Source organism: Paenibacillus lautus NBRC 15380 (assembly GCF_004000945.1).
GTDB lineage: Bacteria > Bacillota > Bacilli > Paenibacillales > Paenibacillaceae > Paenibacillus_AQ > Paenibacillus_AQ lautus.
Genome location: NZ_BIMF01000017.1, coordinates 73508 through 91205, shown reverse-complemented (window position 1 = coordinate 91205; position 17698 = coordinate 73508). Strand labels below are relative to the sequence as shown.

At 51.5% G+C, this 17698-nt stretch carries 13 protein-coding genes; 11 read left to right on the top strand and 2 right to left on the bottom strand.

The window, feature by feature from the left end:
- The first annotated feature begins 20 nt into the window (after nucleotides 1–20).
- The 7 genes from pdaA (at nucleotide 21) to PLA01S_RS24285 (ending at nucleotide 9702) form a co-directional block, all read left to right on the top strand.
- On the top strand, nucleotides 21–815 hold the full coding sequence (gene pdaA, locus PLA01S_RS24315) for a delta-lactam-biosynthetic de-N-acetylase (protein ID WP_100541033.1): 795 nt from the start codon (nucleotides 21–23) through the stop codon (nucleotides 813–815).
- Nucleotides 816–970: 155 nt separating this feature from the next.
- Nucleotides 971–3259 carry an ATP-dependent DNA helicase gene (locus PLA01S_RS24310; RefSeq protein WP_127594394.1) on the top strand — a complete coding sequence of 763 codons (2289 nt, stop codon included), beginning with the start codon at nucleotides 971–973 and terminating at the stop codon, nucleotides 3257–3259.
- Nucleotides 3260–3676: 417 nt separating this feature from the next.
- Complete coding sequence (rsgA, locus tag PLA01S_RS24305) at nucleotides 3677–4774, top strand: ribosome small subunit-dependent GTPase A (RefSeq protein ID WP_246059803.1); 1098 nt, start codon at nucleotides 3677–3679, stop codon at nucleotides 4772–4774.
- A 120-nt stretch (nucleotides 4775–4894) separates the two neighbouring features.
- The gene (locus PLA01S_RS24300; RefSeq protein ID WP_127594392.1) at nucleotides 4895–5455 is read left to right on the top strand and encodes a MarR family winged helix-turn-helix transcriptional regulator; all 561 of its coding nucleotides are present in this window, start codon (nucleotides 4895–4897) and stop codon (nucleotides 5453–5455) included.
- An 11-nt stretch (nucleotides 5456–5466) separates the two neighbouring features.
- On the top strand, nucleotides 5467–7194 hold the full coding sequence (locus tag PLA01S_RS24295; RefSeq protein WP_127594391.1) for an ABC transporter ATP-binding protein: 1728 nt from the start codon (nucleotides 5467–5469) through the stop codon (nucleotides 7192–7194).
- Nucleotides 7191–9065: an ABC transporter ATP-binding protein gene (locus tag PLA01S_RS24290; RefSeq protein ID WP_127594390.1), complete on the top strand. Its 1875-nt coding sequence runs from the start codon at nucleotides 7191–7193 to the stop codon at nucleotides 9063–9065. The genes PLA01S_RS24295 and PLA01S_RS24290 overlap by 4 nt, the downstream gene beginning before the upstream one ends.
- Nucleotides 9066–9249: 184 nt before the next feature.
- A complete protein-coding gene (locus tag PLA01S_RS24285; protein ID WP_127594389.1) occupies nucleotides 9250–9702 on the top strand; it encodes a hypothetical protein in 453 nt (150 codons plus the stop codon).
- Nucleotides 9703–10186: 484 nt separating this feature from the next.
- Here the strand turns inward: PLA01S_RS24285 and PLA01S_RS24280 are convergent, their stop codons facing one another.
- Nucleotides 10187–11740 carry an FAD-dependent oxidoreductase gene (locus PLA01S_RS24280; RefSeq protein WP_127594388.1) on the bottom strand — a complete coding sequence of 518 codons (1554 nt, stop codon included), beginning with the start codon at nucleotides 11738–11740 and terminating at the stop codon, nucleotides 10187–10189.
- Between the two features lie 210 nt (nucleotides 11741–11950).
- Here PLA01S_RS24280 and PLA01S_RS24275 point away from each other — a divergent pair, with 210 nt between their 5' ends.
- The 4 genes from PLA01S_RS24275 to PLA01S_RS24260 all read left to right on the top strand — a co-directional run bounded on the left by PLA01S_RS24275 (nucleotide 11951) and on the right by PLA01S_RS24260 (nucleotide 16551).
- Nucleotides 11951–13312 (top strand): spore germination protein, encoded by a 1362-nt coding sequence (locus tag PLA01S_RS24275; RefSeq protein ID WP_127594387.1) that lies wholly within the window; start codon nucleotides 11951–11953, stop codon nucleotides 13310–13312.
- Nucleotides 13305–14414: a GerAB/ArcD/ProY family transporter gene (locus PLA01S_RS24270; protein ID WP_127594386.1), complete on the top strand. Its 1110-nt coding sequence runs from the start codon at nucleotides 13305–13307 to the stop codon at nucleotides 14412–14414. The genes PLA01S_RS24275 and PLA01S_RS24270 overlap by 8 nt, the downstream gene beginning before the upstream one ends.
- Nucleotides 14411–15520 (top strand): Ger(x)C family spore germination protein, encoded by a 1110-nt coding sequence (locus PLA01S_RS24265; RefSeq protein ID WP_127594385.1) that lies wholly within the window; start codon nucleotides 14411–14413, stop codon nucleotides 15518–15520. Before PLA01S_RS24270 ends, PLA01S_RS24265 begins: the two co-directional genes overlap by 4 nt.
- 80 nt (nucleotides 15521–15600) lie before the next feature.
- Nucleotides 15601–16551, top strand: a complete 951-nt coding sequence (locus tag PLA01S_RS24260) for an aldo/keto reductase family protein (RefSeq protein ID WP_127594384.1) — start codon at nucleotides 15601–15603, stop codon at nucleotides 16549–16551.
- On the opposite strand, the gene PLA01S_RS24255 is transcribed toward PLA01S_RS24260, so the two are convergent.
- Nucleotides 16548–17660, bottom strand: coding sequence for a GGDEF domain-containing protein (locus PLA01S_RS24255; protein ID WP_127594383.1), 1113 nt, complete (start codon nucleotides 17658–17660; stop codon nucleotides 16548–16550). The genes PLA01S_RS24260 and PLA01S_RS24255 overlap by 4 nt on opposite strands.
- Nucleotides 17661–17698: the final 38 nt, after the last annotated feature.

Below are 17698 nucleotides of genomic sequence, written 5' to 3'. Positions count from 1 at the left end.
CAAAGAAGGAGAGAACGGATATGAAGAAACGTGATATCCTTCGGCCGGCCTTATCGCTTCTGGTGTGCTTGGCGGTGATGCTGTCCATATCGGGGGCGGCTTTGGCGGTAGGAAGCGGTCCGTTTCATTTTGGATTCAAAAAAAGCGTCAATGGCCAGCTGCCCTCCATCAACGAGGAGGGTTTTAAGGAGCTCCTGCAAAAATACGACGCGATCTTTATGGGCGATGCCGAGCAGAAGGAGCTGTATCTTACGTTTGATAACGGATACGAGAACGGATATACCTCCCGTATCCTGGATACGCTCAAAGAGAAGAAGGTGCCCGCCACCTTTTTTGTGACCGGACACTACGTAAAGACACAGGAAGATCTGCTGAAGCGGATGACGGCGGAAGGCCATATTATCGGCAACCATTCCTGGAATCATCCGGATGTGACCACGATCTCGGCAGAGAAGCTGACCGAGGAACTGGAGCGGGTGAAGAAAGAGGTTATGCGCATAACCGGCCAGCCGGATATGAAATATTTGCGTACGCCGCGCGGCATTTTCGATGAGCGGTCGCTGGCGACCAGCAAACAATTGGGCTATACCAATGTCTTCTGGTCGCTCGCGTATATGGATTGGGACGTGAAGTCCCAGCGTGGTGCGCAGTATGCTTATGATAAGGTAACCGCGCAGCTTCACCCGGGCGCTGTGATCCTGCTGCACTCGATCTCCAAGGACAACACCGAGGCGCTTGGGCGGATCATTGACGAAGCCAGGAACCGGGGCTACGAGTTCAAGAGTTTGGATCAGATGCAGAAGAAAGCCCCGTAAGCACATGCTGCTTATGCGTACAGCGTGCAGAACGCCATCCTGTCAGGATGGCGTTCTGCACGTTTTTTTGTTACCGAATGAAGTTGGATGCTTCGCTTTCAGGAACGAATGTTTGGTATAATATCCTTCATAGAACATGAACGAAGGAGACCATCATGCCTCATACTATTCAAATATCCGTCAGGCCGCTGGTGGAATACGTCTTTCGCAGCGGCAGCATTACTTCCGGTTTTCGCACGGCGACATCCCTTACTGAGGGAACCCGTGCGCATCAACAGGTACAGCGTGATTATGGTGAGAACGATCAGAAGGAAGTTCAGCTTGAAGTAGAGATTCCCTACGAAGATCTTCTGTTTGTGGTGGAAGGCCGCTGCGACGGTCTGATTCAAGAGGAAGAGCGGATCATGATTGACGAGATCAAGTCGACCTCCGGTGATTTGGGCGAGATTACGGAGCACACGTACCCGGTTCATTGGGCGCAGGCCAAAATGTATGCCTATATGTACGCGAAGCTGCATGAGATACCGACGATGGCGGTGAGATTAACCTACTTCCAGGTCCCGAGCGGAGAGCGGAAGCAGTTCGTACAGGAATGGAGCTTCGCTCAGCTGGAATCCTTCGTATTGGAGGTCGTGGCGGCGTATGCGCCTTATGCCAACCTGCTGCGGGAGCATGGCGAGCGGAGGGATCGGAGCATCCGCGAACTGAAGTTTCCGTTTCCCGCCTACCGCGAGGGGCAGCGGAAGTTGGCCGGAGCCGTGTATAAAAGTATCGGGGAAGGACGAAGATTGTTTGCCAAAGCCCCGACGGGCATAGGGAAGACCATATCCACGCTGTTTCCTTCGGTTAAAGCGATCGGCGAAGGCTTGTTATCCCGGATTTTTTATCTGACGGCCAAGACGATCACCCGAACCACCGCGGAAGAAGCCATGGCGCGTATGGAGCGTCAAGGACTCTGCATGCATACGGTCACGCTGACGGCGAAGGACAAGATTTGTTTCAGTGAAGCCGAGGGCTGCGGTCAGATGGGCTGCGTGTTCTCAGAGGGTTACTATGACCGGATTAATGGCGCCATACTGGATCTGCTCTCAAATGAAACGATGATCACGAGGCCCGTTATTGAAGAGTACGCCCGGAAGCATACGGTGTGTCCGTTTGAGTTCTCGCTGGATGCCGCGTACGCAGCCGATGCCGTCATCTGCGATTATAACTATGTGTTTGATCCGCGCGTATCCTTCAAGCGGATGCCGGAGGACGTGAAGAAACGCAGTGTGCTGCTCATTGATGAGGCCCACAATCTGGTAGACCGTGCGCGGGGAATGTTCTCGGCCGAGCTGAATAAATCGGCTTTTCTGGAACTGCAACGAGCTTACAAGGAGAGTAATCCCGCGCTTTACAATGCGGCGAAGCGGGTGAATAACCGCTTTAAAGTGCTGCGCAAGGTCAGTGAGGAGGAAGAGCGGATTGTCGGGTCCCAGCAGCCGGAGATGATGGTTGAGCTGCTGGAGGATTTCTCGCTCCAGGCAGAGGCCGAGCTGATGACCGGCAAGAGCGGGGATGAGGCCGATGCGCTTCTGGAATGCTATTTTGCCGTGCAGGGGTATCTGCGCATCTCCAAGCTGTATGACGACCGCTTTGTCACGTATGCGGAGATGAGTCAGAGTGAGGTGTTTCTCAAGCTGTTTTGTTTGGACCCTTCTTATTTGCTCCAGCAAGCGGGAAAAAACTACCGCTCCAGCGTATTCTTCTCGGCAACACTCATGCCGCTCGGATATTATCGCGACATGCTGGGAGCGGAGGAAGAGGACTACAGCCTCTCGATTCCCTCCCCCTTCTCTTCCGAGCAATTGGATGTTCGAATTTTGCCGTTATCGACGCGCTTCAAGGATCGGGAGCGCAATAGCGAGGCCATCGTCCGGATGCTGGGTGCACTGGTTCAGGAGAAGCCGGTGAATACCTTGATCTTCCTGCCGTCCTATCCCTACATGCAGGATATTCATGAGGCGTTTGCCCGAATGAATCCGGGAGCGCGTACCTTGCTCCAGGGGCATGGGATGAGCGAGGAGGAGCGGGAGGCATTCCTGAATGCTTTCCAGGCGGATGCGGAAGATCCACTGATCGGCTTTGCCGTGATGGGCGGTATTTTCTCCGAAGGCATCGATCTGAAGGGAGAACGGCTTTCGAGCGTTGTGGTCATCGGCGTTGGATTACCGCAGCTATCCTTCGAGAATGATATCATCAAGGATTATTTTGATCGCACCGGCAAGAGGGGATACGATTATGCCTATGTGTACCCGGGCATGAACAAAGTGCTGCAGGCCGGTGGTCGCTTGATCCGATCGGAGCAGGACAGCGGGACGCTGACGCTCGTGGATGACCGCTTTCTGAATCGCCAGTACGGGATGCTGCTGCCGGAGGAGTGGAGGCATTACAGGCGCATCTAATTTTTTCTTGAGATGTTGACACTTGGAAATACGAACTCTATAATACGGATATATTAATTAAGCTGAAGGAGGCTGATGTCAGATGGTTATGATGCATAGTGGATGGGTCGCATTGACGTTGGTCTCTTTGGACGGGAAATTCTAATGGTAGCAGGGGTGTAAGGCATGTGACCTTACGTGTCTTTATCTCAATACCTAAGAACCCGCAGGAGACCGTGCTTGGTATCCTGCGGGTTTTTTGTGTCTATGCAAGGGGCGTGGTATGACCTTTATCGGCTTGGCTGTATGGGGATTAATGCCTTCTTCTTGCATAGATTCAGATCAGCCGCAGATACAAATCTGCGGTTTTTTTGTGTTTGATAACAACAACCAATCCAATAACGATAAGGGGATATAACGAATTTGACTAAACAAGACATGACCATGCTACAAGCCTATGGATGGAATGAAGAATGGAGTTTGATGGCAGAGCAGATGCCGCAGCACGATAAAGCGCTGGTACCGGCACGCATCACGGCCCAATTCTCGAAGCAGTACCGCATTATTACGCAAGAGGGAGAGCAGTCCGCGATTGTCACGGGCAAATACGAATACGAAGCAGCCAGCAAAAGCGACTTTCCGGCTGTTGGCGATTGGGTCATGGTGGAGCCGCTGAAAGGGGAATCCCGTGCCGTCGTTCATAAGCTGCTCCCCCGAAAGTCCGCGGTGACGCGCAAGGAAGCAGGAAGCGTGCCGGATGAGCAGATCATTGCCGCAAATATGGATACCGTGTTTATCATTAACGCGCTCAATAAGGATTTTAATGTTCGCCGAATAGAACGCTATCTGATTGCGGTCTGGGAGAGCGGAGCCGCACCGGTCGTGCTGCTTACCAAGGCGGATTTATGTGAATCGCCGGAAGCGTATGTCGCGGAGGTAGAGGCTGTTGCTCCAGGTGTGCCGGTCCATGCGGTAAGCTCCTTGATGGATCAAGGGAAGGAGCAGCTGCAGGCTTATTTGGTGCAAGGGAAGACGGTTGCCATTACGGGTACCTCCGGGGCCGGTAAATCCACCCTCCTGAACTGGTTGTCGGGCCAGGAGGGTCAGCGGGTTCAAGGGATACGCGAAGAGGATGCAAGGGGACGGCATACCACGACGCACCGGGAGCTCTTTGTGCTGCCGGGCGGCGCGATTATGGTGGATACGCCGGGCATGCGGGAGCTGCAGCTGTGGGATTCGGAAGAAGGGTTCGAGGCGACCTTTGCGGACATTGCCACGCTCGCCCAGCAGTGCCGGTTCCATGATTGCCGCCATGAGACGGAGGCCGGCTGTGCAGTTCAGGAAGCGCTGCAGGACGGAACCCTGGATGCGAAACGATATGCGAATTACAAGAAGACGGAGCGGGAGCTGGCCCATATCGCCCGTAAAGAGAAGGTTAGCACCCGCCGCCAGAATAAGAGCTCAGGCAAGTCCTCGCGGAAGAGCGACAGAGACCGCAAAGGGACGTACCAGCAGCATCTGTACGATGACGAATAATGGATGTTACGGAGGTCCGAAGTCGATTTGACTTCGGTCTTCTTCGGGTATATAGTTAGGTAACCAATTAAATTGGCAGACTATCTATTTATTCGAGAGGTTGCAGAAAAGAGGTGGACCATGGAAGAGGATATACATCCAGATTTACATAAAGAGAACAACCGGTCAGAGGAAAGGGCTTCGCGAGAAGAACTGTGCATGAAGGGCGGCAGGCGAGAAGATAGCGTCGCCGGCAGGCTCTTGTACAGCATTCGCATGTTCCACAAGCAGGAATGGGATCAGCACTTGATTTCCGGCTATACGCCCGGTGAGATTCGCGTTCTGATGGGAATCAAACATCATATCGAGCCTGATGGTCCCGGCATGAAAGTGTCCGAAATCAGCAGCATGATGAATGTTACGTCACCGACGATCACCCAATTTATCAACGCTCTGGAGAGCAAAGGTCTGGTGGAACGGGTGATGGATGCACAGGATCGACGTGCGGTGCGCGTACAGCTTACCGAGGAAGGGAACCGCGTTGTTCAGCAAACGTATCAGAACGTCAAGAACAACTTTAACGAGCTGGTGGATTTTCTGGGAGAAGAGGACAGCGTCAAACTGACGGAGCTGTTAACGAAGGTGTATCATTTTCACGAGCAAAAACGCAAACCGAACGAAACGACATCAGACAACGAGTAGGGGTGGGGGATTTGTTAAAACTGTTTCACTACATGAAGCCGTACCGGACAGCGGTCATTTTTGTCCTGCTGTTTACATTTTTCCAGTGTCTGTCTGATCTTTACCTGCCGACCTTGATGGCAGACATCGTGGACTATGGCATCGTTGAGGGAGATGTGCCTTACATTTGGCGTGTGGGCGGCTTTATGCTCCTCGTAGCAGCAGGGGGCATGGTGTGCTCCATTGCTGCGAGTTATTTGGCATCCAAATCAGCTACGGGATTCGGGAAGATTGTTCGGGGCCGCGTCTTCTCCCATGTCGAGAATTTCACGCTGCAGGAATTTGACAAGATCGGTACGGCATCCCTGATTACCCGTACAACGAACGATATCACGCAGGTACAGCAGGTCACGATCATGATCCTTCGCATGATGGCGATTGCGCCGATGATGTGTATCGGGGGCATCGTGATGGCCGTGTCGAGAGACCCGGGACTGACCACGGTGCTGCTGATCGTCCTGCCTATTCTGGCACTGGCCATTTTCCTCATCGCCAAAAAGGGCATTCCGCTCTTCAAAGCGATCCAGGTGAAGATCGATACGCTGAGCCGCGTGCTGAGGGAGAATCTGACAGGAATCCGGGTCATTCGTTCATTTAACCGGATGAATCATGAAACCGTCCGCTTTAATGATGCGAACGAGGATTTGACAGCCACCTCCATCAAAGTGAATAAAATCATGGGTGCGATGATGCCTGTCATGATGCTGGTCATGAACTTTGCAACGCTGGCGATTGTTTGGTTCGGAGCCCATCGCATAGAGGGCGAGCATATGAAGGTCGGAGACCTCATGGCATTTCTCCAATACGCGATGATGATCATGTTCTCCCTCATCATGTTATCCGTCATGTTTGTCATGATTCCGCGTGCACAGGCATCAGCGGTTCGGATCAATGAGGTGTTGAACATGATGCCGGAGATCCATGATCCGAAGCAGCCGGGCGAAACCGGCGTGGAGCACGGCTCGATTGAATTTCAGGATGTAACCTTCTATTATCCGGGTGCAGAGGAGCCCGCCATATCCGATATTTCCTTCCGTGCCGGGCCGGGTGAAATTACCGCGATTATCGGCGGAACCGGTTCAGGAAAATCAACGCTCATCAGCTTGATCCCTCGTTTCTATGACGTAACCTCGGGACGGATTCTCGTCAATGGTACGGATATTCGGGACATGCTCCAGGAGCAGCTGCGCAGCCGAATCGGATTCGTGCCGCAGAAGGCGCTGCTCTTCACCGGTACCATCGCGGAGAATATCCGCTATGGTAAAGAGGATGCAACAGACGATGAGATCCGGCATGCAGCGAAGGTTGCCCAGGCGGCCGATTTCATCTCGTCCATGGAGGGCGGGTACGATGCCGAGATTTCGCAGGGCGGCAGCAACGTATCCGGAGGTCAGAAGCAGCGGCTCTCGATTGCTAGGGCGCTGGTTCGGAGACCCGAGATATATGTGTTTGACGACAGCTTCTCGGCGCTGGATTTCAAGACGGATGCCAATCTTCGCGCAGCGCTCCGCGAGGAAACGACGGAAGCTACCGTTCTGATTGTCGCTCAGCGGGTCAGCACCGTCATGGACGCTGATCGGATTATCGTGCTGGATGAGGGACGCATTGCCGGCATCGGCACGCATGAGGAGCTTATGGCTTCCAGCGATGTGTACCGCGAAATCGTCACCTCGCAGCTGTCAGAGGAGGAGATCGCATGAGTGAGAAGAAACGGGGAGGACATCCTCGGGGACCGGGCGGTCCCTTTGGCGGCGGCCCGCACGGACCTGGAATGGCGGGGGAGAAAGCCAAGGATTTCAAAGGCACTTTTCGCCGGTTAACACGATATCTCAAACCGCATACCGGCAAGCTGCTGATCGTCTTGATCGCAGCTATTCTCAGTACGATATTCAGCATCGTGAGCCCGAAAATATTGGGGGATGCGACCACGATCCTGTTCAAAGGCTTCATGGCCAAGATGCAGGGCGTGCCGGGGGCCGGAATCGATTTTGACGCTATTCGGACGATCATGCTCTGGCTTTCAGGGCTATATCTCTTAAGCTCTCTGTTTGCTTACATCCAGCAATATGTTATGGCCGGTGTGGCCCAGCGTACCGTGTATGATTTACGTAAAGATGTTTACAACAAGCTCGGCCGATTGCCGCTTAAATATTTCGACGCCCGGACGCATGGGGAAACGCTGAGCCGGGTGACCAACGATATGGACAATATCAGCAGTACGCTTCAGCAGAGCTTGACGCAGATGATTACCTCCGTGGTCACGCTGGTCGGCGTCATTGTTATGATGCTCACGATCAGTCCGCTGCTGACGTTGGTGGTTATTCTGACCCTTCCGCTTAGCGTGGTGGTCACGATTGTGGTTGCCAAGCGCTCGCAGAAGCATTTTGTGGCGCAGCAGAAGCATTTGGGTGAGCTGAACGGACATGTGGAAGAAATGTACACGGGCCATAAAGTGGTCAAGGCCTTTGGCCGGGAACGACAGTCCATGGAGCAATTTGATGAGGTCAACGACAAGCTGTATGATGCCGGGTGGAGAGCCCAGTTTATATCGGGTACCATTATGCCGCTGATGGGTTTTGTCGGAAATATCGGTTATGTGATCGTCAGTGTTGTCGGCGGTGTGTTGGTTACCCGCAGAGCGATTGAGATCGGGGATATTCAGGCATTCATCCAATATTCACGCCAATTCACGCAGCCGATTACCCAGCTTGCGAATATCGCGAACGTCATTCAATCCACCATAGCATCGGCAGAGCGCGTATTTGAAGTGCTGGATGAGGAAGAAGAAGTGTCAGAGCATACAGCTCCGGCAGTGCTCAAGAAGCCGCTTGGCGATGTGTCATTCGAGAATGTGAGTTTCGGCTATAAAGCGGACCAGCTTCTGATCGAGGATATGAATGTGGACGTGAAGCACGGGCAAACGGTCGCCATCGTCGGACCGACCGGCGCAGGGAAAACCACGCTCATTAATCTGCTGATGCGGTTCTATGAGCTGAATAAGGGCAAGATTACGATAGACGGCACGGATATTACCGCTCTTCGGCGCGGTGAACTTCGCAGTCTGTTCGGGATGGTGCTGCAGGATACATGGCTCTTTAACGGGACCATCCGGGAGAATATCGGATATGGGCGCGAAGGTGCCACGGAACAAGAGATCATCCGGGCGGCGGAAGCGGCTCACGCGGATCACTTCATCCGGACATTGCCGGACGGCTACGATACCGTTCTGAACGAGGAGGCCTCCAACATATCGCAAGGGCAGAAGCAGCTTCTTACGATTGCGCGCGCCATTCTGGCCGATCCATCGATTCTGATCCTCGATGAGGCAACCAGCAGCGTGGATACGCGGACGGAGCTCTATATCCAGAAAGCGATGAATGAGCTGATGAGGGACCGGACCAGCTTTGTCATTGCCCATCGGTTGTCCACGATCCGGGATGCGGACCTGATTCTGGTCATGAACAAGGGCAGCATTATCGAGAAGGGAACCCATGAAGAGCTGCTGTCTCAGGGCGGCTTCTATGCGGACCTGTATAACAGTCAATTCAGCGACCAGCATGAGGCTGGATAGCGAGGCGAGGATTGTCATCATAAGAAGACCCATTCGAGTGCGGAGTGGGTCTTCTTTTTTAGATTAATTAAAGGTTTTTGGTAGGTTGAGAGTAAGCTGGCAGGCATATTTGATATTGCATTTTCATATGGTTCTTTTATAATGATGTTTATGTTTATATCTTTAAAGGGAGCCATGATCATTATTGAATAAGTCCGAACTGAACCGAATTACGCAAGAGCTTCTACGTCGGTCGGGCAGCAGTGTCACCGTGGAGATGGAGGCGTATTTTCCAGGGGGCCGGTTAATCGGCGGAAAATATGTCATGCATTCGCACAGCGTGACGATGTATACCGAAGTCATACGCCAGCAGTGTTTGCAGCTGTTTGGCACGCTTGAGCCGTTCCATGCCTATTTTGCGGTGGTATTTGCACATGAGCTGGGCCATTCGATGGACATGACCCTGACAGAGCTGTGCGACCGGATGGATCGAACGGTGGATGAATGGGATCAGAGGCAGATCGCGCTTCAAATTGAGGAAAATGCCTGGAATAACGCCATACCTTGGATCCAGGATATCGATCCCGATTTCATACAGGTGATCGTGGACCGGTCGCTTGAGGCATACCGCGAGGAGCCGGCACCAGAAATCGCTTAGGCCTGCTAAGGTAATCTAGGTCCAGGTCATAACATTACACAGGCACCCGTCAGGGTGCCTTTTTGAAGTTGTAAGAAAGTATAAACTTCAGAGACTTCCCATCGGGGGAGGCATGGAGATGGCTTCTAATAGCGTATGTTATACAAGATAAAACCAAAAATGGCAGCCACCACAATGAAGGCACCTGCAGCAGCAAGGGTCATTAAAAATCACTAAGCAGGCTCTGTTGCCGGATACCGCGCAGCTTTTCCTTTGCTTTCTTCTCCGAGACGTCCTCTTTAATTCGATCCAAATATTCAGGGCCTAGAACCATGGTTATCCCTCCCGTAACGATTTGTAAGCTCATTATACCAGAAAAATGTTATTTTTGGTTGAAATTAGGTCGCGACCGGTGTATAGTCCCATGTTATAGAAAAGAAGTGAAGCTCGAATGGGCTTCACTTCTTTTTAGGTTAGGAGTCATTGAGGGAGCGATTGCGTCCGCTTAGCTCTCCGGATCCAGCTGCTTCAATGGCTCAATGGCCGGCCCTTCGATCACTTCGCCATTATAGCGGTATCGTGATCCGTGACACGGGCAATCCCATGAACGTTCGCCCTCATTCCATTCCACTTCGCAGCCGAGGTGGGTACAGGTCGTATCCACGAGATGGAGATTCCCTTGGTCGTCCTTGTAAGCTCCGGCACGCTGACCGTTATGGCGGACGACGGCGCCTTCGCCGGCCTTCAGCTCGGTTATATCGGCGTGGGACATCTCCACCTTGCCGGCAACGAAATCTTTGGCAACCAAAGCATTTTGCACGACAAACGTTTTGATGCTCGGGTCCGCGTGGAAGCGGGAGGGGTCAAAGACGTCGGCGTAACGGTTATCCTTCTCCAAGATTTGATCAGCGATGATGTTCGCGGCCAATGTTCCTGTTGTCATGCCCCATTTCCGGAAGCCTGTCGCAACAAAGATCCGATCCTGATTGGACGTGATCGGCCCGATGTAAGGCATGTTGTCCAGTGTAATCAGGTCCTGGGCCGACCAGCGGTAAGGAATGGCGGAAGCGCCCAACAGATTTCCTGCAAAAAGCTCCAGGTTTTCGTAATGCTGGTGGGTGCAGATGCTGCGGCCCGTCGGATGATTCTCGCCCCCGACGATAACCAACTCCTGGCCGTCATAAGAAGCTGACCGCAGGGAACGGGTCGGCTGATCCACGCTTAGGTACATTCCTCCCGGATAAGCGGTTTCGGGTTTGACTGCAATGGCATAGGAGCGTTCCACATGCAGCCGCGTGAAGAACAATCCTTTGGCGTCAATGAACGGAAAATGAGACGCGGATACGGCGTGATTGCACGTAATCCGGTGACCGCCCCGTTTGGTCAACAGCGTGATCGGTCCATCGGTTCCGGCCTTTTCGTCCATGGTCGTGTTCTCGTAAATCCGTCCTCCAAGCAATAGGAATTCTTCTGTCAGATGCTTCAAATACTGCAGAGGATGGAACCGATACTGCCCGGGCATCTTAATCGCTCCCCGAATCGGCATAGGGAGGGGAAGGCTTTCCTGCCATTCTCCCGGAATGCCGAGCTTCTCATAGGCTTTGATTTCGTCTTCCAGTTTTGAGAGATACTTGTCCTCCTGCTGGGCGTAGATATGGGCATCCTCCAGCTTCAGCCCAAATTTCTCTTCGTCTCCGCCAATTATATCCCTAATGAATTCAATCGCTTCCCGATTTCCTTCGTAGTAGAGCCTCGTTTTCTCCTCTCCAAAATGATTCATGAATTCATGATAGATCAGCCCATGCTGTGCCGTTACCTTAGCTGTTGTATGACCGGTGGTCCCGTTCAGGATTTGCCCTGCCTCGATTAGCACGACGTCCTTGCCTGCCTTGGCAAGCAGATAAGCGGTCGTAATACCAGTTATGCCGGCTCCGACGATGGCCACATCTGTCTCAATATCTTCGGCCAAGCGGGGGAAAGTGGGCAGTTCAGTTGTCCCTCTCCACAGCGACTCCGGATATTGCGGAAGTTCTTGATGCGATGAATTGGTTGGGTTCATTCACGATTCCTCCTCAGTTTCTACGGGCGTTGCCCTTAAACACAGACTCTTGTCTTCATTATTACCACTTGGGAATGATTAGAAACGAACAGAATTCCATTCGGTATTCATAAGTTTCCTGGAGGATTGTAAATATTTTGGGACATTTGTGCAGAAACTAAAGAAACCGCGGAAATTTTGGGATTTTGTGAAAAAGAGGGGTGGTATATCATGACCAGCGAACAGCATCTAAATGCGGACCTTGCCAGGAAATGTCTGAAAGAAAATTTCCAGAATATAGGGGATATAGAACATCGAGAGCTGAAAAATGAAGGTGGGCACGCGTTACTGATTTATTTTAAAAGTATGTGTGATCCTGTCATGATTAACGATAATTTGATTAACCGTTTCTATGAGCTGAATTCCTTGGACTTATACGACCAATTCATCCGATCCTTTCCCTCAAGCCTGGAGCCGAAAGATGAACAGGAATTGCTCCGTAATATACTTAGGGGCTGCGTAGCTATATTCATTAGGGACAACGTGCTCCTGTTTGACGCCGTATTGGTTAATGCAGGCTCCATTCAACCCGCCAGTACGGAGAACGTCATTCAGGGTCCCGATGATTCGTTTACGGAAAATATCGAGGTGAACCTGAACCTGATCCGCCACCGCTACCAAACCGTGAATCTGAAGACGGAATTCATGACGGTCGGCAAAATATCACAGACCCGAATCATCATTATGTATGATGCCTGTAAAGTGGAAGAAACGGTATTACAGGAGCTTAGAAAGCGATTGTCCGAGCTCAAAGCGGATATTGTGCAGTCGGCCTCCGAAATCGAGAGACATACCATGCATCCCAAATTCCGTTTGTATCCGACACTCATGCTGACCGAGCGCCCTGACCGGGCCGTATTGAATATATCTCAAGGAAAGATTGCGGTATTGATGGATTCAACGGGGTATGCGCTTCTGCTCCCGGCTATATTCAATGATTTCTTCACGGCGATGGATGACAAAATACAGCTTCCTCCAATCGGCTGGTTTCTCAAGGGAATACGGTATATCGCATTGTTTATCACCGTGCTGATGCCAAGCCTTTATGTGGCCTTCACCTCCTACAATCCGGAAATATTGAGGATGCAGGTTACGCTGCTTATTGCGGGAAGCCGGGCTACGGTGCCGTATCCGTCCTTCTTCGAAGTGATTTTCATGCTGCTGGCGATGGAATTTCTGACGGAGGCAAGTGTCCGTCTGCCTAAAGCGATTGGTCAGACCGCAACGACGGTAGGGGGTCTGATTCTGGGGACCGCTGCTACGGAAGCGGGACTGGTCAGCAACATCATGATCATTCTGGTTTCCGCGGTAGCGATAACGAATTTCGTGATCCCGATCACGATGATGAGCTCCGGCATCCGTGTCACGAAGTATTTGTTCATTGTACTGGCTACCTTCTTCGGCTTGGTCGGCATCGTTTTGGGCATCGTGGCCATGATCATGTACCTAACGAGTCTCCGATCCTTTGGCAAACCATACTTGAAGATGTTTGCTGTGGATTGGAAGAAGAAAGGGGATCAGCGAAGTGGTTAGAAACAAATATTTTTATTACCTCTTCCTGCTCAATGCAACCATCAACCTGATTAATTATGTCCCCCGCATCTTAATTACGGATCGCTTTGACGGCGCGCTGATGTCGATCCTCGTGTCCATTCCGATTGGTACGCTGCTGATGTTTACCTTCGTAAAACTGATTCAGAAATTTCCGGGACAAGGGCTGCCGGAGATTTTCCACTTGGTGATGTCCAAGTGGACATCGGGTATCCTGCTTTTTTTATACGGACTCGCGTGGTTTTTCTCCAGCGTAATCACACTGGTAAGCTTCGTTGATATTACCTCTCGCTACATTAGTCCGGATGTATCTCCCTATATCGTTCTGATGGGATTTCTAGTGGTGGTTGGACTTAGTGCCAGACTGGATTCCGAGTCCATTATATATGCCCTGGAGATGATTCTGTACATCTGTGTTCCTGTTATCGCCTACATGTCATGGCGTATCTTCAGCAATCCCTATTTCAGCTGGGATGCCGTAAGGCAAATCATTACCTATGCGTGGAATATGCCCAATTACGAAACGGTGGCGGCGGCAACTTTTATATTTACGGGCTACGTGAACATGGTGGTATTCAATCGGATCTTTCACCGATTCAGAGTGCGCCATGTTTGGGCGATTGCGGGGGTCGGTATACTTACCCTTCTGGTTTCGATCTTTGCACCCATTGGCATATTGGGCGCTGCGGGCGCAGGAGGACACGTGTACCCTGCCTTCTCGACGGTGGACTCGCTGCGGATTCGTTATTTCATCATTGAACGGATGATCTATGTCTTCTACGTGGTATATATGTGTCTCTCCCTCGTGAATTCCATTATCCACTGGCATGTGGGTAAGGAACTCATTCTGGGAGGTTTCGGATTAAAGGTCGATAAGGGGGAAGCGATGTCTAAGAGGAGGAAAATCGAATGGTGGGTGCTGCTCCTCTTTTCCCTGATTACCTTCGGCACGTCGTTTATCGTGAATCAATACATATTAAATGATATGGCGATTGTCTTTCTGGACGTCCGGTTCGCGGGTGAATTCCTGCTCATTGCCCTGTTATTCTATGCGGTATGGAGGAAAAGGAGGAAGGAAGCATGAAAGTCCTAAGGCGATGGCTGGTCTGGCTCATGTGCTGCTCTTTTTTGTTGGTGTCGGGATGTGATTTTAGGGATATCGATCTGAGGCTTTTTGTCGTGTCCATTGGTATTGACGTCTCTGAGAAAAGTCCCGATATGAACCGATTTACCTTCAAAATGGCGATTCCTTCGGGAGACCCGAAGACAGGTGATAAGAAGTCACTCCTTATTACACAAGAATCATCAAGTATTGCGGAAGCGATCAGGGAGGTCAAATCCAAGGTGGATAAGGAGCTGGACTTTGGTCATTGCAAAGGGGTCATGTACGGCGAGGCCTATGCTCGGAAAAATATCAGCAAAATCCAGGACTGGACCGTTCGGAGGCGGGACATGCAGCTCTTAATGTATCCTGCTGTCGCAGTACCTACGGCAGAAGCCGTATTAAAGACGGATCCTCCAACGGAGCGGATTGCCGGAAACGCAATTTTTCTTGCGCTCAGCGAGGAGGGGACGGAATCTCCCTTCATTACTAAGGCATACTCCTTCGATTTGTCCCGCCGAATGTTAGAGGAAGGAGAAGATCCGGTCATGCCCGTTGTGGAAACTACCGCTGAGAAGATCCTGAATATCGAAAAATTAGCCTTGATGGATAAGAACAAGGTGAAGGTGATTCTGACGCGGGATGAAACCAGGCTGTTTAACCTGTTGGATCGTCGTAATCTAAGCACGAATTTCGGGACGAAAATTGACGGCCAATTGCTTGAAGTTAACACCGATAGAACCCGAGCAAGATACAAGATCGTAACGGATAAACCAGGGGAAGAAACCATTGATTACAAGATTCGGATAACCGCGATTTTGGAAGAGAAAGAAGACCCTGCGCAATTAGATCCGAAGGATCTGCGTAAGATCGAAGAGCAGTTTAGCAAGGAACTATCGCAAGCTGTGAAAAACGTGTTGGAGAAAATTCAGAAAACAGGTCTGGACCCGTTAGGTTTCGGCCTTCGGTATGGAGGTACGCACTGGAACAACCAGACGGAGATGGAGGAGTGGCGCACCATTTATCCCCATGCCAAGTTTAATGTATCAGTCAGGTTTAAAATAAAGTCGACCGGTTATAAACGTTAAACAAGGCACAACTGTCTATCGTACTGGAAGATGTTACAATAAAGAATAAGCATCTATCTTGTATGAAGGAGGTTTCACATATGGAATTTAGAAGAGTGGGCGGTAGCGGATTGAAGGTTAGTGATATCAGTCTCGGGAGCTGGCTGACGTACGGGGGATATGTGGAACGGGAGAATGCGGTGAAATCGATTCAAACCGCATATGGACTCGGCGTTAATTTTTTTGATACGGCGAATGTGTATGCCCAGGGGGCGGCTGAAGTGGTTGTCGGGGAAACCTTAAGAGCTTTCCCAAGGGAATCCTATGTCCTGGCCACGAAGGTATTCGGCAAGATGGGGGACGGACCCAATGATCAGGGACTTTCCCGCAAACATATTAGAGAGCAGTGCGATGCGAGTCTGAAGCGGCTGGGTACCGATTACGTCGACATCTATTACTGCCATCGATATCATGAAGAAACACCGCTAGAGGAAACGCTGCGGGCGCTGGATGACCTTGTCCGACAAGGCAAGGTGCTCTATATAGGAGTCAGTATGTGGACCGCTGCCCAGATGGAAGCGGCACTGGCCGTTGCGGATCGCTATTTGCTGGATCGCATCGTGGTGAATCAGCCGCTGTACAACATGTTCGAGCGCAAGATCGAAGAGGAAATTATCCCGTTAGGCGAGAAGAAGGGCATTGGTCAAGTGGTCTATTCTCCTCTTGCTCAAGGACTTCTGACTGGCAAGTATGCCTCCAAGCAAGCCGTGCCGGAGAACAGCCGCGCATCGAAGATTGGAGCCGACCGGCTCAAAATGAGTGAAGACCGCATTCAGAAGGTGCAGGCACTGGGCCTCGTTGCAAGCGAGCTGGGTATGACCGTCGGCCAACTGGCCTTGGCCTGGATTTTGCGTCAGAACAACGTAGCCAGTGCGCTGGTGGGTGCCAGCCGTCCGGAGCAGGTGGAAGAGAATGTGAAGGCCTCCGGTATAAAGCTGTCTCCGGATACGCTGACTGTCATTGAAGAAATACTGAAGGCGGATCCGAATTAAGAAAGAATCAGATCATGGATTTCGGGGGCGGAGCATACGCGGTTGCGCCCGCTGTCCTTAGCACGGTACAGCTCGCGGTCCGCTTGCTGAAGCAGCTCCTTGGCATTTTTTGACCGGATCGTATCGGGGTGTACAGCAGCTCCGATCGACACAGTGATCTGAATCTTGGTTCCGTCTTCCAGGACAAAGATATGATCCGCTACAGCGGCCCGGATTCGCTCCGCAATAGCGGCAGTCTCGTCGATGGTCGCTTCCGGGACCAACACCGAGAATTCTTCCCCGCCGTTGCGGGACACTTCGTCAAAAGAACGGGAATGCTCCCTCAGCACTTTGCTGAGCTGCTGCAAAACGGCATCTCCGGCCGCATGGCCGTAGGTGTCGTTTATTTTTTTGAAATGATCAATGTCCACGACAAGAACACCCAGCCGTTCGCTGAAATGCTGGGCTTCGAGGAAACGTTCCGACAAGAGCTGCTCGAACTGGCGCAAATTGTGAAGACTGGTCAGGTAATCCGTCTCCGCATTTTTCTTCATCTGCAGAAATAGTTGATTGGACGTGTTGATATACTCGGTCAGCATGTAGATGACCACCGTGGCGAGCATGGATATGATGAGGTGCTGCGTGAAGACGGTATACACCTTGTGGTGGTCCGGGATATTCATCCACATAATACATAGGAGCACCAGCATGCTCGATACACTCATGAGCAGCATTTTGCCTAAACGTTCCCAATGCATACGAGAAAGCATCCCGCAGATGATGCCGATCAGCAGCATGCCGGCTCCTGCAATGGCAGAGGAAGCGGACATGCCGAACAGAAGCAGCCGTCCGAGTGCAATCAGCACGCCGGCAATCAGAGACGGAAGCCAGCCCAAGTAGCTGGCGATCACGACAATGGCCAGATGCCGCAAATCCGCGAAAAACCGGGGGTCAATGGGGAAAGAATAGTACATCAAGATGATCCCGTAAATGCCAAAGAGGAGTCCGGCGTTGATCTTAACGTGGATGGACGGTGTCACAACACCTGCTACATATTTTTTGGACAGCAGTCCGGATAAGTATAAGAAAGTCACAAATATACAAAAGTTGGTAAAAAGTATATTGGTCATGGGGGATCATTCCTTTCATGTACCTTGCGCAAGGGCGG